General features: G+C 71.3%; 22 protein-coding genes and 1 tRNA gene. 9 read left to right on the forward strand and 14 right to left on the reverse strand.

Annotation, left to right across the window (positions count from 1 at the left end):
• The first annotated feature begins 145 nt into the window (after positions 1-145).
• The 3 genes from EMA17_RS15130 (at position 146) to EMA17_RS15140 (ending at position 3,750) form a co-directional block, all read left to right on the forward strand.
• Positions 146-1,612, forward strand: coding sequence for an aldehyde dehydrogenase family protein (locus EMA17_RS15130; RefSeq protein ID WP_126637504.1), 1,467 nt, complete (start codon positions 146-148; stop codon positions 1,610-1,612).
• 195 nt (positions 1,613-1,807) lie between these two features.
• Entirely contained in the window at positions 1,808-2,437 is a 630-nt protein-coding gene (locus EMA17_RS15135; RefSeq protein ID WP_126637505.1) for a hypothetical protein, read from the forward strand.
• Between the two features lie 56 nt (positions 2,438-2,493).
• Positions 2,494-3,750, forward strand: a complete 1,257-nt coding sequence (locus EMA17_RS15140; protein ID WP_126637506.1) for a nucleotide sugar dehydrogenase — start codon at positions 2,494-2,496, stop codon at positions 3,748-3,750.
• A 98-nt stretch (positions 3,751-3,848) separates the two neighbouring features.
• Here the strand turns inward: EMA17_RS15140 and EMA17_RS51750 are convergent, their stop codons facing one another.
• The 7 genes from EMA17_RS51750 to EMA17_RS15170 all read right to left on the reverse strand — a co-directional run bounded on the left by EMA17_RS51750 (position 3,849) and on the right by EMA17_RS15170 (position 11,069).
• Entirely contained in the window at positions 3,849-4,004 is a 156-nt protein-coding gene (locus EMA17_RS51750) for a hypothetical protein (protein ID WP_160161412.1), read from the reverse strand.
• A gap of 371 nt (positions 4,005-4,375) precedes the next feature.
• Complete coding sequence (locus EMA17_RS15145; protein WP_126637507.1) at positions 4,376-5,938, reverse strand: MBL fold metallo-hydrolase; 1,563 nt, start codon at positions 5,936-5,938, stop codon at positions 4,376-4,378.
• Positions 5,935-7,071, reverse strand: a complete 1,137-nt coding sequence (locus EMA17_RS15150) for a DegT/DnrJ/EryC1/StrS family aminotransferase (protein ID WP_126637508.1) — start codon at positions 7,069-7,071, stop codon at positions 5,935-5,937. The genes EMA17_RS15145 and EMA17_RS15150 overlap by 4 nt, the downstream gene beginning before the upstream one ends.
• Positions 7,061-7,771, reverse strand: a complete 711-nt coding sequence (locus EMA17_RS15155; RefSeq protein WP_126637509.1) for an acetyltransferase — start codon at positions 7,769-7,771, stop codon at positions 7,061-7,063. The genes EMA17_RS15150 and EMA17_RS15155 overlap by 11 nt, the downstream gene beginning before the upstream one ends.
• The gene (locus EMA17_RS15160; RefSeq protein ID WP_246126667.1) at positions 7,771-8,991 is read right to left on the reverse strand and encodes a DegT/DnrJ/EryC1/StrS family aminotransferase; all 1,221 of its coding nucleotides are present in this window, start codon (positions 8,989-8,991) and stop codon (positions 7,771-7,773) included. Before EMA17_RS15160 ends, EMA17_RS15155 begins: the two co-directional genes overlap by 1 nt.
• A 39-nt stretch (positions 8,992-9,030) precedes the next feature.
• Positions 9,031-9,999: an SDR family NAD(P)-dependent oxidoreductase gene (locus EMA17_RS15165; protein WP_246126668.1), complete on the reverse strand. Its 969-nt coding sequence runs from the start codon at positions 9,997-9,999 to the stop codon at positions 9,031-9,033.
• Positions 9,996-11,069, reverse strand: coding sequence for a Gfo/Idh/MocA family protein (locus tag EMA17_RS15170; protein ID WP_126637510.1), 1,074 nt, complete (start codon positions 11,067-11,069; stop codon positions 9,996-9,998). Before EMA17_RS15170 ends, EMA17_RS15165 begins: the two co-directional genes overlap by 4 nt.
• Before the next feature lie 290 nt (positions 11,070-11,359).
• On the opposite strand from EMA17_RS15170, the gene EMA17_RS15175 reads away from it, so the two are divergent.
• The gene (locus tag EMA17_RS15175) at positions 11,360-11,872 is read left to right on the forward strand and encodes a YwqJ-related putative deaminase (RefSeq protein WP_126637511.1); all 513 of its coding nucleotides are present in this window, start codon (positions 11,360-11,362) and stop codon (positions 11,870-11,872) included.
• Position 11,873: 1 nt separating this feature from the next.
• Positions 11,874-12,356, forward strand: a complete 483-nt coding sequence (locus EMA17_RS15180; protein ID WP_126637512.1) for an SUKH-3 domain-containing protein — start codon at positions 11,874-11,876, stop codon at positions 12,354-12,356.
• Positions 12,357-12,431: 75 nt separating this feature from the next.
• On the opposite strand, the gene pth is transcribed toward EMA17_RS15180, so the two are convergent.
• The 5 genes from pth to EMA17_RS15205 all read right to left on the reverse strand — a co-directional run bounded on the left by pth (position 12,432) and on the right by EMA17_RS15205 (position 16,825).
• On the reverse strand, positions 12,432-13,028 hold the full coding sequence (gene pth / locus EMA17_RS15185; RefSeq protein WP_126637513.1) for an aminoacyl-tRNA hydrolase: 597 nt from the start codon (positions 13,026-13,028) through the stop codon (positions 12,432-12,434).
• Between the two features lie 38 nt (positions 13,029-13,066).
• Complete coding sequence (locus tag EMA17_RS15190) at positions 13,067-13,645, reverse strand: 50S ribosomal protein L25/general stress protein Ctc (RefSeq protein ID WP_126637514.1); 579 nt, start codon at positions 13,643-13,645, stop codon at positions 13,067-13,069.
• Between the two features lie 422 nt (positions 13,646-14,067).
• Positions 14,068-15,045 (reverse strand): ribose-phosphate diphosphokinase, encoded by a 978-nt coding sequence (locus EMA17_RS15195; RefSeq protein ID WP_126637515.1) that lies wholly within the window; start codon positions 15,043-15,045, stop codon positions 14,068-14,070.
• Positions 15,042-16,580, reverse strand: a complete 1,539-nt coding sequence (glmU, locus tag EMA17_RS15200) for a bifunctional UDP-N-acetylglucosamine diphosphorylase/glucosamine-1-phosphate N-acetyltransferase GlmU (protein WP_246126669.1) — start codon at positions 16,578-16,580, stop codon at positions 15,042-15,044. Before glmU ends, EMA17_RS15195 begins: the two co-directional genes overlap by 4 nt.
• 172 nt (positions 16,581-16,752) lie before the next feature.
• Positions 16,753-16,825: transfer RNA gene (locus EMA17_RS15205), tRNA-Gln, on the reverse strand.
• A 300-nt stretch (positions 16,826-17,125) separates the two neighbouring features.
• On the opposite strand from EMA17_RS15205, the gene EMA17_RS15210 reads away from it, so the two are divergent.
• Together EMA17_RS15210 and EMA17_RS15215 are read left to right on the forward strand one after the other, a co-directional pair.
• The gene (locus tag EMA17_RS15210) at positions 17,126-18,103 is read left to right on the forward strand and encodes an acyl-CoA desaturase (RefSeq protein ID WP_246126670.1); all 978 of its coding nucleotides are present in this window, start codon (positions 17,126-17,128) and stop codon (positions 18,101-18,103) included.
• A gap of 58 nt (positions 18,104-18,161) precedes the next feature.
• Entirely contained in the window at positions 18,162-18,764 is a 603-nt protein-coding gene (locus EMA17_RS15215) for a TetR/AcrR family transcriptional regulator (protein WP_126637516.1), read from the forward strand.
• A 234-nt stretch (positions 18,765-18,998) separates the two neighbouring features.
• Here the strand turns inward: EMA17_RS15215 and rocD are convergent, their stop codons facing one another.
• Positions 18,999-20,270: an ornithine--oxo-acid transaminase gene (gene rocD, locus EMA17_RS15220; RefSeq protein ID WP_246126671.1), complete on the reverse strand. Its 1,272-nt coding sequence runs from the start codon at positions 20,268-20,270 to the stop codon at positions 18,999-19,001.
• Positions 20,271-20,444: 174 nt separating this feature from the next.
• On the reverse strand, positions 20,445-21,359 hold the full coding sequence (locus tag EMA17_RS15225; protein WP_126637517.1) for a dimethylarginine dimethylaminohydrolase family protein: 915 nt from the start codon (positions 21,357-21,359) through the stop codon (positions 20,445-20,447).
• A 335-nt stretch (positions 21,360-21,694) separates the two neighbouring features.
• On the opposite strand from EMA17_RS15225, the gene trpS reads away from it, so the two are divergent.
• Together trpS and EMA17_RS15235 are read left to right on the forward strand one after the other, a co-directional pair.
• Positions 21,695-22,723 carry a tryptophan--tRNA ligase gene (gene trpS / locus EMA17_RS15230; protein WP_126637518.1) on the forward strand — a complete coding sequence of 343 codons (1,029 nt, stop codon included), beginning with the start codon at positions 21,695-21,697 and terminating at the stop codon, positions 22,721-22,723.
• A gap of 10 nt (positions 22,724-22,733) precedes the next feature.
• Positions 22,734-23,276, forward strand: a complete 543-nt coding sequence (locus EMA17_RS15235; protein ID WP_078975647.1) for a 2'-5' RNA ligase family protein — start codon at positions 22,734-22,736, stop codon at positions 23,274-23,276.
• Positions 23,277-23,306: the final 30 nt, after the last annotated feature.

Consider the following 23,306-nt stretch of genomic DNA (forward strand, 5'->3'; position numbering starts at 1 on the left):
AGTACCGCCCACCCCTCCCCCTTGGCAATGTGACTGATAGGGGGTCCAATGGCCTCCGAACAGGAATCTGACGGGTCGTCGGATTTCCGGCGGGCGGCCGTCGGCAGTCCGGGCGGCGGCTGGACCAGGGGAGACGACGGACACGATGAGCAGCGCGCAGCAGAAGCTCTACATCGGCGGCGAATGGGTCGAGCCGGAGCGCGGTCACTACGAGGTGATCAACCCGGCCACCGAGGAGGTCGTGGGCCTGGCGCCCGAGGCGTCGGTGGAGCAGGCGAACGCGGCGACCGCGGCGGCGGCCGAGGCGTTCGGCACCTGGTCGCGGACCACCCCCGAGGAGCGCTCCCGGATCCTGGACCGGGCCGCGGACCTGTTCCTGAAGATGGGCGGCGAGGTGGTCCCGCTGGCCTCCGCCGAGACCGGCGCCACACTCTCGGTCACGGGCATGATGCAGCTGGGCACCACCTACTCGCGGTTCAAGCGCTACGCCAAGGGCGCGCTGGAGCCGACCGAGTTCGCGCTCGCCCCGCAGCCGACCCCCGAGACCGCGCTGAGCCGGGCGGGCATCTTCGGCGCCGTGGAGGTGCGCCAGCCGGTCGGCGTGGTCACCTGCATCACCTCGTACAACAACCCGCTGGCGAACACCGCGGGCAAGGTCGCGCCGGCGCTGGCGATGGGCAACACGGTCGTGGTCAAGCCCGCGCCGCAGGACCCGCTGGCGGTGTACCGGATGGCCGAGGCGCTGGCCGAGGCCGGGCTGCCGGCGGGTGTGCTGAACGTGGTCACCGGCTCGGGCGTGGACGTGTCCGAGGCGACGGTGGCCTCGCCGCACGTGGACATGATCAGCTTCACCGGCTCGACCGCGATCGGCGCGCGGATCGCCGAGGTGGCCGGCCGTACCTTCAAGCGCCAGCTGATGGAGCTGGGCGGCAAGGGCGCGTGCATCGTGCTCGACGACGCCGACCTGGACGCGGCGGTGCACGGCATCGGCACGGTGTGGAGCTTCTACGCGGGCCAGATCTGCACCGCGCCGACCCGGGTGATCGCCCAGCGCGGCATCTACGACCGGCTCGTGGAGCGGCTCGCCGAGCACGCGAACGGGCTGAAGGTGGGCAGCCCGCTGGATCCCGCGACGCAGGTCACCCCGGTCATCTCCGCGGTGCAGCGCGGCCGGGTGGAGGCGCTGATCGCCAAGGGCCGCGAGGAGGGCGCCCGCCTGGTGGTCGGCGGCGAGCGGCCCGACTTCGCGAAGGGCTTCTACGTGGCGCCGACGCTGTTCGCGGACGCGACCAACGAGATGACCATCGCGCGTGAGGAGTTCTTCGGCCCGGTGGTCACGGTGATCCCGTTCGACGGGGACGAGGAGGAGGCGATCCGGATCGCCAACGACTCGGACTACGGCCTGATCTCCTACGTCTTCGCGGGGGACACCACGCGCGCCTACGGCGTCGCCCGCCGGCTGCGCTCCGGCGGCGTCGGGGTGAACACCGTCGGGCGCAACATGGAGGCCCCGTTCGGCGGCTTCAAGCAGTCGGGCGTCGGCCGCGACGGCGGCTCCTACGGCCTGGCCGCCTACAGCGAGATCCAGAGCATCGTCTGGCCCAGCGCCTGACCGGCGCGACACGATCCGCGAGCGGCCCCGGGATCCTTCCCCGGGGCCGCTCGCCCGTTTTCGACCGCCCCTTCGTGTTCGGATTCGGGACACTTCGGGTTCGCCGGTTTCCCGCGTGGGGACGAGGTCGTGGCCATAACCTGAGGGGCGGTTCGCGGCGCTCGGTCGTGGGCCCGTCAGGGGGGATCTCTCGCAATGTCGCAACCGCAACGTCTGGTCCGGGCCTGGTCGGTGCGCGCGGGGGCCGCGCGCACCCAGGTGGAAGCCGGGGTGCGGGCGCGACGGTGGTTGTGGTTCCGCGAGGCGTTCCCGGACATCGAGCGGTTGCGCGTGGTGGACCTGGGCGGCTCCACCGAGTTCTGGTGGCACGCCCCGGTACGACCCGCGCACGTGCGGGTGATCACGACGGCCGAGCGGGCCGCCGAACCGGCTCCGTGGCTGGCCGTCGAGGCCGGCGATCCGCTGGCCTGGAACGGCGGTTGCGACCTGGTGGTGAGCGACGGCCTGCTGGACCGGCTGGCCGCGCCGACCGACCGGGCCCGGCTCGCCGACGTCGTGCACGCCTCGGCCGAGCGCTATTGGCTGCGCACCGCCGCCCGCGAGCACCCGCTCGATCCGCAGACCTCGCTGCCCGCCGTGCACCTGCTGCCCGGTCGGGTCCGGACCCGGATCGACGGCTTCGCGCCGAGGGTGTTTCCGGCCCGACGCGCGGAGTTGGCCTCGCGCTTTCCCGGGTCGGTGGTCCGCGGCGAGCGGGTGGCCGGGCTCGTGTCGTCCTGGGTGGTGGCCAAGCCGCGTGCCGATCACGTGCCGGGCCGCTCCTGACGTTGCATCACCAGCCGCTCGGGGGTGGGCGGTTGCGCGAGGAGGGGGATTCTCGGATGCGTGTTGTCATCGCCGGTCAGGGATATGTGGGACTGCCGCTGGCGGTTCGGGCCGCGCAGGTGGGCCACGAGGTGGTCGGCTACGACGTCGACCAGGGGCGGGTCAAGCGGCTGGCGGCGGGTGAGTCCTACGTCGAGGACATCCCCGCCGCCGAGGTGCGCGCGATCCTGGACGCGGGCCGCTACCGCGCCACGAGCGAGCCGAGGGATCTGGGCGGCTACGACATCGCGGTGATCACCGTGCCCACGCCGCTGCGCGAGGGCGTACCGGACCTGAGCTACATCGAGGAGTGCGCCCGCACGCTCGCGCGGTATCTGCGCCCGGGCGCGTGCGTGGTGCTCGAATCGACCACCTACCCGGGCACCACCGAGGAGTTGGTCGGCCCGATCCTGGAGGAGGGCTCGGGGCTGACCGCGGGCCGCGACTTCCACCTGGGCTACAGCCCGGAGCGGATCGACCCGGGCAATCCGACCTGGAACCTGGTCAACACCCCGAAGGTGGTGTCGGGGGTGGACGCCGCCTCGCTCGCGGTGGTGGAGGGCTTCTACGGCTCGCTGGTCGAGCGGGTGGTGCCGGTGTCCTCGCCCAAGGAGGCCGAACTGGTCAAGCTGATCGAGAACACCTTCCGGCACGTGAACATCGCGCTCGTCAACGAGGTCGCGATGTTCGCCCACGACCTGGGCATCGACGTGTGGGAGGCGATCGACGCCTGCTCCACCAAGCCGTTCGGGTTCCTGCGCTTCACGCCGGGTCCCGGGGTCGGCGGGCACTGCCTGCCGATCGACCCGTCGTACCTGTCCTGGCGGGTGCAGCGCGCGCTCGGACAGAGCTTTCGTTTCGTGGAGTTGGCCAACGACGTCAACAACCACATGCCCGACTACGTGATCCGCCGACTCACCGCCGCGTTCAACACCCGGCGGCGCTCGGTCAACGGCTCGCACGTGTTGCTGGTGGGGCTCGCGTACAAGAAGAACACCGGCGACGCCCGGGAGTCGCCGTCGACGCACGTGGCCCGACTGCTGCTGAACCTGGGTGCCGAGGTCACCGCCGCGGATCCGCACGTGGAGCAGTCCCAGGTGGTGGACGCGCGGTTGCGGCGGGTGGAGTTGACGCCGGAGACGGTCGCCGCGGCCGACGCGGTCGTCCTGCTCGTCGACCACGACGACATGGACCTGGAGTTGCTGCGCACCGCCGACTACGTGCTCGACTGTCGTCGGGTGCTCGGCGCGGGGCCCAACATCGAGGTGTTGTAGGCCGATCGCGGCCGGCGCGCGGTGGTCGGGGGTGTCGACCACCGTGCGCCGCTCCGGCCCGTCCCGGGCCCCTGCGGCCCGTTCCCGTCGGTCCCGCCCTACCTGTATTCGATGATCTTCGTCTTGTGCCCGGTGGCCTTGGTGTGCGCCTTGGCCGCCACCTGTGCCGCGTCCTTCGACCGGTACCGCTGGCGCGCGCCGTCCGACTTCGACGGACAACCGCCTTCTTGGCAAAGCCATCCCCAGGTACTCATGGACAACCTCCAGACATCACGGGCGCCATTCCCGTCCCGACGCAGGACACGAATGACTTGGACGGCCACACCGCAGCACCTGCGGCCGCCGTGCGACCGACACTCGACACGTCATGACACGCTCGTGACGGAACCCGGACGTTCCGGAGAAAAACGTTTTCCTTTTGAATGCTTACCGCTTCGCTATCGACATACAAAGGATGCAATACCGCGATCAATGATCTTTTCTGCCTATTACGACGAAAGAGTGGTACCGGGTAGCTCGCCGGGGTGACGGCACACAAGGCGCGGCGGTCGATTGCCGATAGGCGCGACACGTTATGTCAACCGGATCGCCTCGAACGCGCGCCCTCGCCGCCCGGCGGCGAATGTCACGGATCCGGGACATCCGGACCGGCACGATCGACGCCGCCGGCCGGGCCGACACGCAGCGGCACCGTCCCGCCCGAGACGCACTCCCCGGTGTCCAGCCGCCACTTCCAGTGGTGTCGAGGGCACTCCAGCACGCCCGCCTCGATGTCCGCGTGCGACAGGTCCTCGCCGGCGTGCGGACAAAAGCGCTGCATCCGCACCCCGCACCGCTCGATCGACTCGCCGCGCGCGGCCGATTCGCGTTCCCTGACCATCTGCATGGTCTGCGCCGGGTGTTCGCCGTAGCGCAGCAGGCTCATCAGGGTCAGGTCGAACACGTCCGGATCGCGGGCCAGGCCGAGCCGCATGGACAGCAGCGCCTCCTCCCAGCCCACCTCGCCGTCCACGATCGCGCGCAGCGCCCGCTGCGGCACCTCGATCGTGTAGGCGGGATCGACGGGTTCGTCCTCGAACACGATGTCGCCGGCGATCCGGCCCAGCCGCACCGACCACGAACCGCCGTCCGAGGTCAGTCGCACGTCCTTGCGCCACTCGCCGAGGAAGCGCTTGTTCCAGCTCTGCAACCGGGCGAGGTAGGCGTCCAGTTCGGCGGGCGTCACCGGCTCGAAGGGCGGCTCGGCGTACGCCCGCCACTCCTGCTCGCGGCGGTCCCGGTAGGCGCTCAGGTAGGCGTCGGTGCGCCAGTGCGCCGACGGGCCGCTCGGCGCCGCGAGGTCGTCGCCCGGCGCCGCCTCGATCACCCGCACCCTCGGGCAGGCCGCCGCGAAGTCGGCCGCGAACGCCTCCCACAGCGGGAAGATGGTCTCGTCGCGGTCGTTGTACCGGGCCAGTTCCGGGTCCAGGAACACCGGCGGGCCGGCCGAGGGCAGATAGGACCGCGCACCGGTCAGCCGGACCTTGCGCACGAGCGTGTCGAACAGGTCCGAGCGCACCTCGGCGGTCTTCTTGCGCTGCACCTCATCGGGATACGCGTACGCGTTCGGGTACCACATCGCGCCGGAGAACTGGGCGGACAACAGGTCGATCTCGTCCGGGAGTTCGCCGAGCGGGGTGTTGCAGTCGTTGAGGTCGAGGAAGCGGTATCCGTCGAGGTCGACGAGCAGCCCGCTGTCCTCCTTGTGGCTGGTGTCGAGGAACATCGTCAGGGTCAGCCCGGGCACCGGCGTGAACGACTCGCGGTGGCCGAGCACCACCTGCTCGCGGAACCCGAGCGCGGTCATCCGCCGGACCAGCGACTTGGACCGGTAGCGGGGCAGCACCACGGTGACGCCCCGGTCCAGCCGGTCCAGCAGCCGCTCGTCGAAGTGGTCCTCGTGCAGGTGCGAGAGGTAGAGGAGGTCGGGTCGGCCGGCGACCACCTCCGGCAGCAGTTCGCGGTTGTCGGGGAAGGGGAACCACGAGCCGAGGAAGGCGGGGTGGAACCACGGGTCGATCAGCAGCGAGACGCCGGCGTGCGCGACCACGAAGCCCGCGTGGCCGAGATAGCGGATCGTGCCGGGCGCCGGCGGGCGGGGCCTCGGGGCGACCGGCCCCGGCCGGCGGCGGTCGGACCCGGGCGTCACAGCCGGCTCAGCGCTCCCGCGAGCACCTCCGCGACGCGCTCCTGCTGCCCGGCGGTAAGCTGCGGGTACAGCGGCAGCGAGAGCAACTCCTCGGCGGCCCGCTCGGCGACCGGGAAGTCGCCTCGGGCGTGGCCCAGTTCGGCGAACGCGGGTTGCAGGTGCACCGGCACCGGATAGTGCACGCCGGCGCCGACGCCCGCCTCGTTCAGCAGCGCGAGCACCTTGTCCCGCTCGGGCACCCGGACCGCGTACAGGTGCCACACGTGCTCGTTGCCGGGCGCGGTCCGGGGCAGCCGTACACCCTCGATACCGGCCAGCAGCGTGTCGTAGCGCGCCGCCGCCGCCCGCCGCCGCACGTTCCAGTCGGCCAGCCGGCGCAGCTTCGCGCGCAGCACCACGGCCTGGATGGTGTCCAGGCGCGAGTTGAACCCGAGCCTGGTGTGCACGTACTTGCGCGAGGAGCCGTGGTCGCGCAACTCGCGCAGTATTCGCGCGTGTTCCTCGTTGCCGGTGCACACCGCGCCGCCGTCGCCGTACGCGCCCAGGTTCTTGCCCGGGTAGAAGCTGGTGGCCGCGATGGCGTCCGGACCCCACGCGCCGGGGGCCACGCCGTCCTGGGTGGCGCCCTGGCACTGCGCGGCGTCCTCGACCAGGAACACCCCGCGCGCCTTCGCCAGCGCCCGCAGCGCGCCCATCGGGGCCAGTTGCCCGTTCAGGTGCACCGGCAGCAGGGCGCGGGCCCCCGACGGGTCGCCCAGCGCCTCGGCGGCCCGCTGCGGGTCGAGCAGGAGGTGGTCCTCGTCCACGTCGGCCAACACCGGCCGCGCGCCCGCCCGGACCACCGCCTCCGCGGTCGCCACGAACGTGTTGGCGGGCACCACCACACCCTCGCCCGCGCCGACCCCGAGCACCCGCAGCGCCAGCTCCACCGCGTCGGTGCCGTTGGCCACGCCCACGCAGTGCGCGGCACCGGTGAACGCGGCGAACTCGGCCTCGAATTCCGCCACATCGGGGCCGCCCACGAACGCGCAGGTGTCCAGGACCCGGGCGATGCCGGCCGCCACCTCGGTCGCCACCTCGGCGTGCGCGGCGGCCAGATCCACCAGCGGGATCCGGTTCGGCTCAGCACTCATGCGTGTCTCCCCCACCTCGTCGCTCCGATTCGGCGAGGTCCGGCGCCGCGCGCAGTCGGCGTGCCGGCACCCCCGCCCACACCTCGGCCGGCGGCACGTCCCGCGTCACGACCGAGCCCATCCCCACCAGTGATCGGGCGCCGATCACCCGGTGCTCGCGCACCAGCGCACCGGCCCCCAGGTACGCCTCCCGGCCCACCACGACCCCGCCGGCCAGCCGCACTCCCGCGGCCAGCGTGGCGAACTCGCCCACGTCGTCGTCGTGGGTCAACACCACCTGCGGCATGGTGTGCGCGTGCGCGCCGACCCGGACCCCGGTGGTCAACACCGTCTGCGCCATCAACACCACGCCGGGGCCCACCTCGCAGGTCCGCGGGACCACCGCGCTCGTGTGCACCAGGGTGGCCCAGCGGTCGACCGGCAGCCCGAGCCGGGCCACCACCCGCGACCGGCTCCACCAGTGCGCCGGGCTGCCCGTGCACACCACCACGAGGGCGTCCGGCCACTTGTGCACCGCGTCGGCCCCGCCGAGCACCGGCACGCCGTCCACCTCGGTGTCCCGCCGGGCCGGGTCGTCGTCCAGGAAGCCGAGCAGCCGCCATCCCGAACTCCCGCGCGGGGCACGAAAGTCCGGCAGCGCGGCGGCGACCTCCCGGGCGAAACCCCCGGCGCCGACGAGGAGCAGATCGCGAAAGGACACTAGACGGCCGCCCGCACGCCCGCCGCCGCCCGCACCGCGGCGACCACCCGGTCCTGCTGCGCCTCGGTCAGCTCGTGGAACAGCGGCAGGATCAGCGAATCGCGGGTCAGCCGCTCGGTGACGGGCAGCGGTACGTGCTCGACATCGGCGTAGGCGGGCTCCAGGTGCGCCGCCATGATCCCGCGCCGGGCGGAGATGCCGGCCCGGGCCAACCCGCCGAGCAGTTCGTCGCGCGACATCGGGAAGTCCTCGGGCAGCAGTACCCAGAACGCCTGGAAGTTGGTCAGCCCGTACGCGGGATCCGCGGCCGTCTCCAGGCCCGCCACATCGGCCAGCGACTCCCGGTATCGGGCGGCCAATTCCCGCCGCCGCTCGACCATCGCGGCGAGCCTGCCGAGCTGCACCAGGCCGATCGCCGCCTGCACGTCGGTCATCCGGTAGTTGAAGCCCAGTTCGTCGTAGCTCTCCACCACCGGCGCCCCACCCGCCCGGTCCGCCGCGTCCCGATCGGCCGCGCTCACACTCATCCCGTGCTCGCGCAGCCGGCGCAACCGCGGCGCGTGGCCCGCGCGTGCCAGCGTGAGCATGCCGCCCTCGCCCGTGGTCAGCAGCTTGCGCGGGTGGAACGAGAAGGTCGCGGACATCGCCCCCGCGCCGACGGGCCGGCCCTTGTAGGTCGAACCCGCCGCACAGGCGGCGTCCTCCACCACCACGATGCCCCGGTGGTCCACCAGGGCCCGCATCGCGTCCAGGTCGGCCGGGATGCCGCCCTGGTCGACCAGGATCACCGCCCGCGTGGCCGAGGTCAGCACCGGCTCGACGGTGTCCGGGGACAGGTTGCCGGTGGCCCGCTCGACGTCGGCGAACACCGGGCGCGCGCCCACGTAGCGCACCGCGTTGGCGGTGGCCACGAAGGACAACGAGGGCACCACCACCTCGTCTCCCGGCCCCACCCCGGCGTTGATCAGCGCCAGGTGCAGCGCGGTGGTACACGAGGACACCGCGATCGCCTCCGCCACCCCCAGACGGTCCGCGAAGGCCCGCTCGAAGGCCGCCACCCGAGGTCCCTGGGCCACCCACCCGGAGCGCACCGCGTCGGCCGCCGCGGCCGCCTCCTCGTCGCCCATCCAGGGCCGCATCACCGGAATTCGTTCCATGCCCATCGTGTCCTCCCCCAGCCCCGTCCGCGCCGAACCCTTGACCCAGCTCCGCGTGTCCATGCCCGAGCCGCACCGAACTCCCGCGGTGCGCCCATCGGTTCAGACCGCGTCCCGCCACCACGCCACCAGTCGGCGCAGCCCCTCGTCGATGTCCACCTCGGCGGTGAAGCCCAACTCCCGTGCCGCCTTGGTGGTATCGGCCAGCCGCCGGGTCACCCCGCCACTGGCCCGGGCCGGGCCGTACTCGATGCCGAGGTGCTCGGCGCCCATCACCACCAGCAGCCGCTCGGCCAGCGCGCCCAGCGAAGTCTCGCTCCCGGACGCGATGTTGAACACCTCACCGCTCGCATCCGCCCGCGCGGCCAGGAGATTGGCGCGCGCGATGTCGTCGGTGTACACGAAGTCCATGGTCTGCAGGCCGTCGCCGAAGATCAACGGGGGCTCCCCCTTGCCGATCCGCTCCATCCAGCGGATCAACACCTCGGTGTACAGGCCGTGTACGTCCATCCGGGGGCCGTAGACGTTGAAGTAGCGCAGCGCCACGTAGTCCAGGCCGTACATCGCCCGGAAGCTGCGCAGCAGGCCCTCGTTGAACAGCTTGGCCGCGCCGTAGAGCGTGTCGTTGTCGTACGGGTGGTGCACCTCGGTGGTCGGGAAGTGCTCGGCCAGCCCGTACACGGACGCGGAGGAGGACGTGACCACCTTGCGCACGTCGGCCGCGACCGCCGCCTCCATCACGTCGTAGGTGCCGTCCACCAGCACTTCGAGGGCGAGCCTGGGCTCCTCGACGCACTGCGTGATCCGGATCGCGGCCAGGTGGAACAACACGTCGACGCCCGGCGTCAGCCGGGCCAGCAACGCCCGGTCGCGGATGTCGCCGTCCACCAGCTCGACCCGCTCGTCGGCCAACGCCCGGGCCAGGTTGCCCCGGTGACCCCGGGTCAGGTTGTCGAGCACGACCACCTTGGCCGCGCCCGCGTCGAGGAGGCGGTCCACGATGGTGGATCCGATGGTCCCGGCCCCGCCGGTGACCAGGCAGTGCGATCCGGCGATCTCGACACTCGTCACGATTGTTCCCCCACGGCGACGGCGACGCCGCCCAGTTCCAGGCTGCGCGAGGCGGCCTCCAACAGTTCCAGTACCCGCAGTCCCGCCCGCCCGTCGGTGAGCGCGGGGCGGGCCGCGCCGATCGCCTCGGCGAACTCGGCCATCACCGCGCGCAGCGCCTCGCGTTCGGGCAGCGCGGGCAGAACCACGTCGCCCATCCGGTAGGAGATCAGCTTCTCCCGGCGGGCGTCGTGGTCGAGCGTGGTGTCCTCGATCCGGTCCACCCCCTTGTCGTGCACCTGGAGCCGGGCCGCCGGGTTGGTGTCGTCCCACACCAGCGTGCGCCGCGAGCCGCCGATGATGGTGGTGCGGACCTTGGTCGGCGAGAGCCAGTTGACGTGCACGTGCGCGATGGCGCCGTTGCTCAGCCGCAGCACCAGGTAGGCCAGACAGGCCCGGCCGGTGCCCAGCGGGTCCGCGCCGTGCGCGGACACCGACACCGGGCGCACCCCCGGCGGCAGGATGAAGTCCAGGATGGACAGGTCGTGCGGCGCGAGGTCCCACAACACGTCCACGTCGGGCTGCACCAGCCCGAGGTTGATCCGGACCGAGTCGAAGAAGCGGATGTCGCCCAACTCGCCGCCGTGGATCATCTCGCGGATGTGCCGGACCACCGGCATGTAGCAGAACGTGTGATCGCACATCAGGGTCAGCCCGGTGCGCTCGGCCAGTTCGACGAGCTTGACCGCCTCGGCGTACGCGGCCGTGATCGGCTTCTCGACCAGGACGTGTTTGCCCGCCTCCAGGGCCGCCGCGACCAGTTCGAAGTGCGTCGCGGCCGGTGTCGCGATGGCGACGGCCTGCACGGCCGGGTCCGCGAGCACGTCCCGATACGACGTGCTCACCCGGACCGTGCTGTAGTCGCCCAGGACCGCTCGGGCCCGTGCCTCGTCGAGGTCACACAGCCACTCCACCCGCAGCGCCGGCGTGGCCTGCGCGTTGCGGATCAGATTGGGACCCCAGTAGCCGGCCCCTATGACGGCCAGCCCGATGGGCCGACCGGATCCGGAACCAGATCCGGAATTCGACATGACGGAACGTCAACTCCCCTGCACCCCCCGGCCGCACGGGCCCAGCCGCCGCACGGCACCCCCACCCGAACGAAGCTAGCGCCCGATCCGGCCCGGCGCGGGCCAACCGGGAAATCCGCGGGGGTCGGACCGGCCTGCGAAGATCCTTGGCGGAGTCCCGGTTGCACGTGACGCCGAGGCGTTTGGCACGCTGTTGCACGCACAGTCACCGATCCGGGCGCCGGCACGATCCCAGCATCGATGGGAACGGCCGCCCGGCAAGCAGCACATGAACGAGAAGGGAACGCCACGTGGCCGCGGGTACCCCGACGACGACACTGGCGAAGGAACGTACGGCGGAAGTGGATCCGACGATCGAACCGGCCCGCGAGACCCCGGACCGGGGCACCCCGCGGGGAACGCGCGAGAGCATCCTCCCGGCCGTGGCGGCCGCGCTGATCATCGGCAAGCGGATCAGCACCCGGGCGGGCGCCAAGGGCGACACCGTGCCGAACCCGCATCCGCTGGTCCGGGACTTCCTGCTGGCACTGCCGCCCGAATCGCGCGAGCGCTGGCGGGGCCGCTGCCCCGAGGTCGAGTTGGTCTCCGAGCACCTCTTCGAGGCCGAGGCGGCGCGCAGCAAACGGGCGGCCCGGCGGCCGTTCACCGTGCAGGAGGCGCGCCGCTCGCTCAAGGGGGCCAAGCTGACACTGCGCCGGATCCGCGAGGACGGCGACCCACAGCACGACACCTATCAGCCGCCGTGCCGATCCTGCGCTCCGATGCTCGACCACTTCGGCGTCACACCGACGGAAAGCGGCTGACGTGTCCCGGTTCTCCTCCGACGTGGTGCACGAACTCAAGCGGGCCGGCTGGACGGTGGGCCGGCGTCGGCTGACCCAGGCCGAGACGTGGGCCCGGCAGATCAGCGACCACGAGTCGCCCGACGGCCACCGGCACAGCGTGTTCCCGGCGGCGCTGGTGGCCTGGGCCGAGTTCGGCACCCTGCACTTCGCGATCGGCGGCGCCGGCAAGGACGTCCTGCGCCGACCGTTCACCATCGATCCCACCCGGGGGTTGCACCTGCCCCGCACGCTGACCGACGTGGGCCGCGCGCTGGGCACCCCGCTGGCGCCGCTCGGCGACGAGGACGGCGGCAGCGCCTACCTGGCCATCGACCCGGGCGGTCGGGTGTTCGGCCTGGACCACACCGGCGAGTGGTTCATCGGCTCGTCGATGGACGCCGCGATCAGCACGCTGGTCCTGGGGCACGCCCCGGTACGCATCCGCGACGACGGGCGCTGGTAGCCGCGGCCGGCGGTGCCACGCGTGCGAAAGGGCGGCGCCCCGCAGGGGGCACCGCCCTTTGTCGTCGTGGCTCGCTCAGGTGTTGAAGCGGTTCTGCGCCCGCTCCAGCCCCTCGCGGACCAGTGCCTCGCACGCGTCGGCCGCCCGGTCCACCTCGAACCCCAGTTCCTTGCGCTCGGTCGCGGAGAAGTCCCTGAGCACGAACGCCGCGACGTCCATCCGGCCCGGGGGTCGCCCGATGCCGAACCGCACCCGCAGATAGTCCGGCCCGAGCGACTTGGTGATCGACTTCAGGCCGTTGTGCCCGTTGTCGCCCCCGCCGCGCTTGAGCCGCAACACGCCGTAGTCGACGTCCAGCTCGTCGTGCACCGCGATGATGTTCGCGACCGGGATCTTGTAGAAGTCGCGCAGCGCGGTCACCGGACCGCCGGAGAGGTTCATGAACGACATCGGCTTGGCCAGCACCACGCGGTGCGGGCCGATCCGGGTCTCCACCACCTGGGCGCGCGACTTGTGCGCCTTGAATTTCGACCGATCCCGCTCGGCGAGCAGGTCGACCACCATGAACCCGACGTTGTGGCGATTCCCGGCGTATTCGGGGCCGGGATTGCCGAGGCCCACGACCAGCCAGGGACTGTCGTCCGTGGTGGCGTGGGCCTGCGACTCACTCATGATGCCGTTGTCCCCGCGTTCGTCGCGCGTGTGTCGACTCAGGCCTCGTCGGCCGCGGTCTCCTCGGCGGTCGGCTCGGGCGCCGACGGGGTCAGGATGTGCAGGATGACCGCCTCGGGGTCGCCCGCGAGCGCGGTGCCCTTCGGCAGCTTGATGTCCTTGGCGTGTACCGAGGCGCCCGGCTCCAGGCCGGTCACGTCGATCTCGATGGTGCCGGGGAGGGCGGTGGCGTCGGCCTCGACGGGGAGCGCCGGGACGACGGTCTCCAGCAGGCCGCCCGGGGCGATCTCGCCGACGGTGCTGACCGGAACCTCGACCGTGACCGTCTCGCCCTTCTGGACGATCAGGAGGTCGACGTGCTCCAGGTGCCGCTTGATCGGGTGCCGCTGGACGTCCTTGGGCAGGGCGAGCTGCGCCTTGCCGTCGATGTCCAGCGAGAACAGCACGTTGGGGGTCTTGAGCGCGAGCATGAGCTCGTGGCCCGGAAGCGCAAGGTGGAGCGGAGCGGAGCCGTGACCGTAGAGGACGGCCGGCACCTTACCCGCGCGACGGGCGCGACGGGCGGCACCCTTGCCGAACTCGGAACGCGGCTCGGCGACGATACGGACCTCGGACACGACGGGTACTCCTCGAACGACGCGGTGGCGGATGGCGGGGCGGGGTCCCCATGATGCGGATCGACTGCGGACGGTGATCGCCGGAGCCGGTTCGTAGGTGCCCGAGTGGCACCGGGTCCCCTGCAAAAGCCTTGGAGGAGTACACGACACACAACTACCGCGTCGATCACGGAGCAAGTAGCGCGCATCCCTCGCCGGGCAACCCCGTTAGCCTACCCGCTCTTCTCGGTCGACCCGAAATCGGGTCGCGACAAGCACCACTCGAACGAGTGATGGCACGCCCCCCGGTCAGGGCACGATACCGCGAAGAGCGAGCGGGCACACGTACGCCGCCCGGCCGAACGGACGGGCGGCGTACGCGAGTTGGAACAGTCGAGACTCGGCATCCCGCTAAGGTGCCGAATGTCGGCCGGACCTTCGGATCAGCTGTGGCCCTCGAACAGGCTCGTGACCGAACCGTCCTCGAAGACCTCGCGGATCGCGCGGCCCACCATCGGGGCGATCGACAGGACGGTCAGCTTGTCGAACCGACGCCCCTCCTCGATCGGCAGCGAGTTGGTCACGATGACCTCGCTGATCCGCGAGTTCTTCAGCCGGTCCACGGCGGGGCCGGAGAGCACCGCGTGGGTGGCGGCCACGATCACGTCGGCCGCGCCGTTCTCGTACAGCGCGTCGGCGGCGGCGCAGATCGTGCCACCGGTGTCGATCATGTCGTCGACCAGCACACAGGTGCGGCCGGCGACGTCACCGACCACCTCGTGCACGGTGACCTCGTTGGCGATGTTCGGGTCGCGACGCTTGTGGATGATCGCCAGCGGGGCGCCGAGGCGGTCCGTCCACTGGTCCGCCACCCGGACCCGGCCGGCGTCCGGGGAGACCACGGTCAGCCGCTCGCGGTCCACCCGCTTGCCCACGTGGTCGGCCAGCAGCGGCAGCGCGAACAGGTGGTCCACCGGGCCGTCGAAGAAGCCCTGGATCTGCGAGGTGTGCAGGTCCACGGCCATCAGTCGGTCGGCGCCCGCGGTCTTGAACAGGTCCGCCATCAGCCGCGCCGAGATCGGCTCGCGACCGCGGTGCTTCTTGTCCTGACGGGCGTAGCCGTAGAACGGGACGATGACCGTGATGCGCTTGGCGGAGGCCCGCTTGAGCGCGTCGATCATGATCAGCTGTTCCATGATCCACGTGTTGATCGGAGCCGTGTGGCTCTGGATCACGAAGGCGTCGGCACCTCGTACGGAGTCCTCGAACCGTACGTAGATCTCCCCGTTGGCGAACTCGAAGGCCTTGGTGGGAACGAGGTCCGCACCGAGCTCCGAGGCCACCTCCTTCGCAAGTTCGGGGTGGGCCCTGCCCGTGAAGAGCATGAGCTTGCGCTCAGGCGTCACCTTGATCCCGCTCACAGCACCGTCTCCTTGCCATTCGCCTCGGCAGAACCGTCGTTCGGCCCGGCCGTTGTGTGCACGTCACCCGCGTCGCCCTGGCTCGACGCGAGCGCGCGTTCGGCGGCCTGCGCCGAGGCCGTACCCGCGCGTTTGCGTGCGACCCACCCGTCGATGTTGCGTTGGCGCCCCCGCGCCACCGCCATCACACCGGGTGGGACATCTTCGGTGATCGCCGATCCGGCGGCCGTGTAGGCGCCGTCGCCGATCTCGATCGGGGCGACCAGCATGGTGTCGCTGCCCACGCGGACGTGGTCGCCGACCACCGTGTGGTGCTTGTTCACGCCGTCGTAGTTCACGAAGATCGTGGCCGCGCCGATGTTGGTGCCCACTCCGATGGTCGCATCCCCGACATAGGTCAGATGCGGCACCTTCGAACCCTCGCCGACCACGGCGTTCTTCATCTCCACGAAGCCGCCGGCCTTGGCCTTGGCGGCGAGGCGGGTACCGGGCCGCAGGTAGGTGTACGGGCCCACGGTCGCCTCGGGGCCGATCTCGGCACCCTCGCTCGTGGTGTTGTACACGTGCGCCCGCGGCCCGACGACCGTATCGCGCAGCGTGCAGTTGGGACCCACCACGGCCTCGGCGGCGATGCTGGTGACGCCGTGCAGCTGGGTGTTGGGGTGCACGACGGCGTCCGGCTCGAACGTCACGTCGACGTCGATCCAGGTGGTCGCGGGGTCGATCACGGTGACCCCGGCGCGCATCACGGCCTCGATCAGGCGGTCGTTGAACACCCGCCGCGCCTCGGCGAGCTGCACCCGGTCGTTGACGCCCAGGATCTCCCGGTGGTCCACGGCGGCCGCGGCGCCCACCCGGTGTCCGGCCTCGCGCAACACGTGCAGCGTGTCGGTGAGGTATTCCTCGCCCTGACTGTTGTGCGGGGTGATCTGTCCCAGCGCCTCGCGCAGCAGCTTGCCGTCGAACGCGTACACGCCGGAGTTGATCTCGGCGATCGCGCGCTGCGCGGCGGTGGCGTCCTTGTGCTCGACGATCGCGGTCACGGCGCCGCGCCCGTCGGGGGTGTTCTCCCGGACGATCCGGCCGTAGCCGGTCGGGTCGGGCACCACCGCGGAGAGCACGGTGACGGCGTTGCCCTCGCTCTCGTGGGTGGCGACCAGGGCGGCCAGGCTGTCCGAGGTCAGCAGCGGGGTGTCCCCGCAGGTGACCAGGACCACTCCGTCGGGTTCGCGGCTGCTCGCGGCGAGCCCGTCCAGGGCGACGCGCACGGCGTGGCCGGTGCCGTTCTGCTCCTCCTGGACGACCACCTTGGCCGCGGGGTCCAGTACGGAGAGGTAGCCGGCGACCTTGTCGCGGCCGTGGCCGACGACGACGATCAGGTCTTCGGGATCCAGTCGTCGGGCGGCCTCCACCACGTGCCCGACCATGGCCCGACCGGCCAGGGTGTGCAGCACCTTCGGGGTGGTCCTGGAGCGCATGCGGGTGCCCTCACCCGCAGCGAGTACGACGACGGCAGCCGGGCGGATGGGGCTCACAGAGCAAGGCTCCTCGGCATCGCTGGCGGGGGATGCCCGACGACCCCGAAGGCCGACTTCGGAGATACGAAATGACGGCACGACGAAGCCGAGCCGAACAAACCGGGCCCTATGAGGATAGCGCCGTCGGCGGGAGCCTCCACGCGCCGATGCGGTCCGCACGACCGAAGGGCTCCGCTACCAGGATTTGAACCTGGACCAAGGGGACCAAAACCCCGTGTGCTGCCGAGTTACACCATAGCGGAATGAATCGGGCATTCCGCCTGAGCAGCGGGTTCATCCCGTTTTCACGGCACCCACTATGCCGGCCCCCCGGCGTCCCGTGCGCGAATAACCCCCCGGAAACCGGGCCCAAGATCGCCGACGCGCCGTCGGCATGCTCGCGCGCGCACCTGGAAAACGTCCTCCCCGGGGTGCGCGAAGGAAGAACGAGAAGGCGTACAGACCCCTCGCTTTCCGCTCATGACCTGCCATACTGACGGAACTTACGGCTCCGTAGGTTACGTCGCCGTAGCGTTGCCTGCCCCCGACCTGAGGGAATCCCTATGACCGTTTCCTCCCCCGGTTCCCCCGGCGCCGGCGTGCTCGAAGCCGAACGGAAGTCCGCCGACTCGGCCCCACGCGGCACGCTCGGCGGCGAGCGCAAGCACGCCGCCGAACAGATCGCGCTGGCGCTCTTCATCGGCGTCCCGTTCCTCGCGCTGGTGGCAGCGGTACCGGTCGCCTGGGGATGGGGACTGTCCTGGCGCGACGTGGTGCTCGCGGTGGTGATGTACGCCATCACCGGTCACGGCATCACCATCGGGTTCCACCGCTACTTCACCCACGGGTCGTTCAAGGCCAAGCGCCCGGTCCGGATCGCGCTGGCGATCGCGGGCAACATGGCCGTACAGGGGCCGCTGGTGCGCTGGGTGGCCGACCACCGCAAGCACCACAAGTTCTCCGACAAGGAGGGCGACCCGCACTCGCCGTGGCGCTACGGCACCGGCGTCGGCGCGCTGTCCAAGGGCCTGTGGTGGGCGCACATGGGGTGGCTGTTCGACGTCGAGCAGACCTCGCAGGAGAAGTACGCGCCCGACCTGCTCAAGGACCGCGACATGATTCGCGTCTCCCGCCAGTTCCCGCTGTGGGTGGCGGTCTCACTGGCCGCTCCCGCGCTGGTCGGCGGGCTGTGGGCGTGGTCGTGGCAGGGCGCGGTGACCGCGTTCTTCTGGGCCGGCCTGGTCCGGGTCGCGGTGCTCCACCACGTGACGTGGTCGATCAACTCGATCTGCCACGCGGCGGGCGAACGGCCGTTCAAGTCGCGCGACCGTTCCGGCAACGTGTGGTGGCTGGCCATCCCGTCGATGGGCGAGTCCTGGCACAACCTGCACCACGCGGACCAGACCAGCGCCCGGCACGGGGTGCTGCGCGGTCAGCTCGACAGCAGCGCCCGGACGATCCGCTGGATGGAGAAGCTGGGCTGGGTCTGGGACGTGCGTTGGCCGGACCGGGAACGGGTCGCCGCACGGCGCGCGGCATGATGGGCCAGTGACCGAGACCAGCAGGCGGAGTGCACCGCGCGGCGGCGGTCGTGTGCGCATGACCGGAAAAGAGCGCCGGGAGCAGTTGATCGACATCGGTCGAACACTGTTCGCGGAGCGTGGCTACGACGCGACCAGTGTCGAGGAGATCGCGCACAAGGCCGGCGTGTCGAAGCCGGTGGTCTACGAACACTTCGGCGGCAAGGAAGGGCTGTACGCGGTCGTCGTGGACCGCGAGACGAGCGCACTGCTGGACGGGGTGACCGGCGCGCTGACCGGCGGCCACCCCCGGGAGCTGCTGGAGCAGGCCGCCTTCGCGCTCCTCGACTACATCGACCACAACACCGACGGCTTCCGCATCCTGGTCCGGGACTCGCCGGTGGCCCAGTCGACGGGCACCTTCGCCTCGCTGATCAGCGACATCGCCTCGCAGGTCGAGGACGTGCTCGGCCTGGAGTTCAAGTCGCGCGGCTACGACCCGAAGCTGGCCCCGATGTACGCCCAGATGCTGGTCGGGATGGTCGCCCTGACCGGCCAGTGGTGGCTCGACGTCCGCCGCCCCAAGAAGGCCGACGTCGCCGCGCACCTGGTCAACCTGGCCTGGAACGGCCTCTCCGGCATCGAACCCAAACCGAGGCTGGTCGGCCGCCGCAGCTCGTGACCCGACCCGGAGTCGGCGGCATACGTGGCGGGGGCGCCCCCCGGGGGGTGGCCCCTTTCTCGGCCCGCGCCGCGGCCGACCCCGACATCCGACGCGTCGGCCTCGACACGTTGTCCGGCCCGGCGTCGCATCGAGGCCGGCGCCGGCCCATCGGCGGCGGACTCGCGCCGTGTGGCGTGGGGACGGCCGCGGAGTGCCGGAGGCTCCGCGGCCGTCGCGATCCGGCGGACCGGGCTACGCCAGGACCGCGCGGAGTTGGTCCAGGGACCACTCCAGGTCGTCCTTGGAGATCACCAGGGGCGGGGCGATGCGGATGGTCTGGCCGTGGGTGTCCTTGACCAGTACGCCCCGGTCGAGCAGGGCCTGGGAGACCGCGCGCGCGGTGCCGTGCGCCGGGTCGACGTCGACGCCCGCCCACAGGCCGCGGCCGCGGACCGCGGTCACGGAGTGCCCCACCAGCGTGGCGAGTTCGCGGTGCAGGTGGTCGCCGAGGTCGGCGGAGCGCTGCTGGAACTCGCCGGAGCGCAGGATCTCCAGGACCTCCAGGCCCACCGCGCAGGCCAGCGGGTTGCCGCCGAACGTGGAGCCGTGCTCGCCGGGGGCGAACACACCGAGCACCGCGCGGGACGACACCACGGCCGAGATCGGCAGGATGCCGCCGCCGAGCGCCTTGCCCAGGATGTACATGTCGGGCACGACACCCTCGTGCTCGCACGCGAAGGTGCGGCCCGTGCGGCCGAGTCCGGACTGGATCTCGTCGGCGATGAACAACACGTCGCGCTCGGCGGTGACCCGGCGCACCTCGGCCAGGTAGCCGGGCGGCGGGACCAGCACGCCGGCCTCGCCCTGGATCGGTTCGAGCAGCACCGCCACCGTGTCGTCGGTGATCGCCGCGCGCAGCGCCGCCGCGTCGCCGTAGGGCACGACGTCGAAGCCCGGGGTGTACGGGCCGAAGTGCCGGCGCGCCTCCTCGTCGGTGGAGAAGCTGACGATCGTGGTGGTGCGGCCGTGGAAGTTGCCCGCCGCCACGATGATCCGGGCCCGCCCGTCCGGCACGCCCTTGACCTCGTAGCCCCACTTGCGCGCGGTCTTGACCGCGGTCTCCACCGCCTCCGCGCCGGTGTTCATCACCAGGACCATCTCCATGCCCGCCAACTCCGCGAGTTGCTCGCAGAACGGCGCGAAGCGGTCGTTGTGGAACGCCCGGCTGGTCAGCGTGACCCGGTCCAACTGCCGCTTGGCGGCGTCGATCAGGCGCGCGTTGCCGTGTCCGAAGTTGAGCGCGGAGTACCCGGCCAGCATGTCCAGGTAACGCCGGCCCTCGACGTCGGTCATCCAGGCCCCGTGCGCCTCGGCGACCACGATCGGCAGCGGGTGGTAGTTGTGCGCGCTGTAGTCCTCGGCCAACGCGATCAGTCGGGTGCTCTCGGTGCCGGGGCCGCCCGGGCGGCCGACCCCGGACTTGTGCTCGGGAGCGGAGGGGGCGGGGGTGTGCTGCGTGCTCATGACGTCCTTTCGCAACGGTGGAGAACCGTGGAATCGCTACGAGAGTGGAGAACGGCGATAGGGGGATACCGAGAGGAGATTTGCTACGAAGACGGGAAAATCCCGTGACAAACGACAAGGCGGAGGAAAGTCACCCGGGTGGGTACGGACGGGATACCCCGCAGGGGCGTTGGATCAACGAGCGGCGCGCAGTTCCAGTACGCAGCCGCGCACGCTCGCGCCGTGGGCCGCGAACGCGGACATGTCCAGCTCGATCGTACGGAATCCCCGCTCCGTCAATCGGGCGGCGAGCGCGGGTGTCGTGTCGCCCATCACCACGCTGCGCCCGTCGGAGACCGCGTCGAGGCCGAACGCCGCCGCGTCCGCCTCGTCCACCTCTATCCGCTCCGGGAACACCCGGGTCAGCCGGCGCAGCGCGGTCGGGGTGAACGCCCCCGGGTAGTAGGCCGCGGTGTGCTCGCCCAGCACGGTCAGCGCCGAGCCGAGTCGGGGAAAACGCGGGTCGGCCAACTCCAGCGGGACCACCGGCAGGCCGAAGAACGCCTGCGCCTCGGCATGCGCGGCCGACTCCGTCAGCGGCCCCACCGCGGCCAGCAGCCGGGGGCCGACCGGGATCAGATCGCTCTCGCCCTCGTGGGCGAACACCGGCTCGAGCGCGGAGCGGAAGCCGTGCCGGGCGAACCACTCCAGATACGCCGGTGTCTCGGCCGACCGGGCCGCCGCGCGCGGACGCGCGCCGAGCACCCGCCCGCCCACCACGGTCGCCGCCCGCGAGGCGAAGACCATGTCGGGCAGCCCCGGGCGACCCGGCACCAGGCTCACCCGATGCCCGAGCCCGATCAATACCGTGCGCAACCGCTCCCACTGACCCATCGCGGTCGTGGTGCGCGCCGTGAACGCGGTCGCCGGCGGCGTCTCGTCCAGGAACACCGGCGGACACATCACGTAGTGCCGCAGTTCGGCCGCCCTCGGGGCGACGAAGCCGCGTCGCCGCTGTCGGGGCACCCGCGCCCGCTCGGCTCCGGGCGATATGCGTTCCGACCGCAGGTCGGAACGGCCCGATCGACCGCAGCGCGAGGTGAGGCGCACGCGATATCCCCTTCTCGCGACGGCGGCGGCAGGCGCGTGCCCGGGATTTCCGCGGCCCACGCCCGTCCGACCCTGCCGATGGTGATGCCGTGCAGTCGGCGGCAGGCCGGGGGCCGCACCCGATCGTCACCGTGGATAGGCGGTCGACGACCCTGTGTGTCGGCCCTGGAAAGCCTAGGCGCCGGCACCGGGGGCGTAAAGGCGGCTGCGTTGTCCCATCCCGCACGATCGTTGCGTGTTTCCCCGGGCGCTCACCCGCTTTGTTGTGCGCCCCGCGCGGACGTCGCGTGGCTCCCCTGACCGGAACCGGGTCACGCGCCTGAGAGAATGGCGGCATGGCCTCGACGCGTCCCCGTGTTCTGTCCGGAATCCAGCCGACCGCGGATTCGTTCCACCTGGGTAACTACCTGGGCGCGATCCGGCAGTGGGTGCCGTTCCAGGACAGCCACGATGCCTTCTACATGGTGGTCGACCTGCACGCGATCACCGTTCCGCAGGATCCGAAGCAGTTGCGCGAGCGCACCCGGATCTCCGCCGCGGAACTGCTCGCGGCCGGTCTGGACGCGGACCGCTGCACCCTGTTCGTGCAGAGCCACGTGCCCGAGCACGCACAGCTCGCGTGGGTGATGAACTGCATGACCGGGTTCGGCGAGGCCGCGCGGATGACCCAGTTCAAGGACAAGTCCGCCAAGCAGGGCACCGACCGCACCACGGTCGGTCTGTTCACCTACCCGGTGCTCCAGGTCGCCGACATCCTGCTCTACCAGGCCGACGCGGTCCCCGTCGGCGAGGACCAGCGCCAGCACGTGGAGCTCACCCGCGACATCGCGCAGCGGTTCAACTCGACGTTCGGCGAGACGTTCACCGTCCCCAAGCCGTTCATCGTCAAGGAGACGGCCAAGATCGTCGACCTCCAGGATCCGACGATCAAGATGAGCAAGTCCGCCTCGACGCCCAAGGGCATCGTCAACCTGCTCGACGACCCCAAGACCAGCGCGAAGAAGATCCGCAGCGCGGTCACCGACACCGGTACCGAGGTGCGCTTCGACGAGGTCGAGAAGCCGGGGGTGTCCAATCTGCTCACCATCCACTCGGCGCTCTCCGGTACCTCGATCGCCGCGCTGGAGGAGCGCTTCGCGGGTCGGGGCTACGGCGACCTGAAGAAGGAGGTGGCCGAGGTGCTGGTCGAGTTCGTCACCCCGTTCCAGCAGCGGGTGCGCGGCTACCTGGACGACCCGGCCGAGTTGGACGCCGTGCTCGCGCGCGGCGCCGACAAGGCCCGCGCGGTGGCGTCGCGGACGCTCGCGGAGACCTACGACCGTGTCGGCTTCCTGCCCCCGGTCGCCGGCGGGTCGGGAGGCTGAGGCGCAGCACATGGCCAAGCGCACCATCGGGGTGTCGATCGCGATTCCCGAGCCCTACGGCAGCGAGTTGCAGGCTCGCCGCGCCGGGTTCGGGGATCCGCTCGCGAACGCCATCCCGACCCACGTGACCCTCCTGCCGCCGACCGAGGTGGCCGACGAGGCGATGGCCGAGGTCGAGGAGCACCTGCGCGCGGTCGCCGCCGGCGAGGCCCCGTTCGACATACACCTGCGCAGCACCGGTACGTTCCGACCGACCTCGCCGGTGGTGTTCGTCCAGGTCGCGCGCGGTATCCCGGAGTGCGAGCGGATCGAGGCCGCGGTGCGATCCGGGCCGCTGGAGCGCGAGTTGCACTTCCCGTACCACCCGCATGTGACCGTCGCGCATCACCTGCCCGATCACATGCTCGACCTGGCGTTCGCGGAACTCGTCGACTACGACGCGGTCTTCCCGATCTGGGGCTTCAGCCTGTACGAGCACGGCACGGACGGGGTGTGGCGCCCGCAACGTGACTTCGCGTTCGGCCAATCGTTGCCAGGTCCGCTGCCCGTGTGATGCCGTCCCGGCCGCACGGGACGTCACGGA

The organism is Embleya hyalina (genome assembly GCF_003967355.1).
GTDB lineage: Bacteria > Actinomycetota > Actinomycetes > Streptomycetales > Streptomycetaceae > Embleya > Embleya hyalina.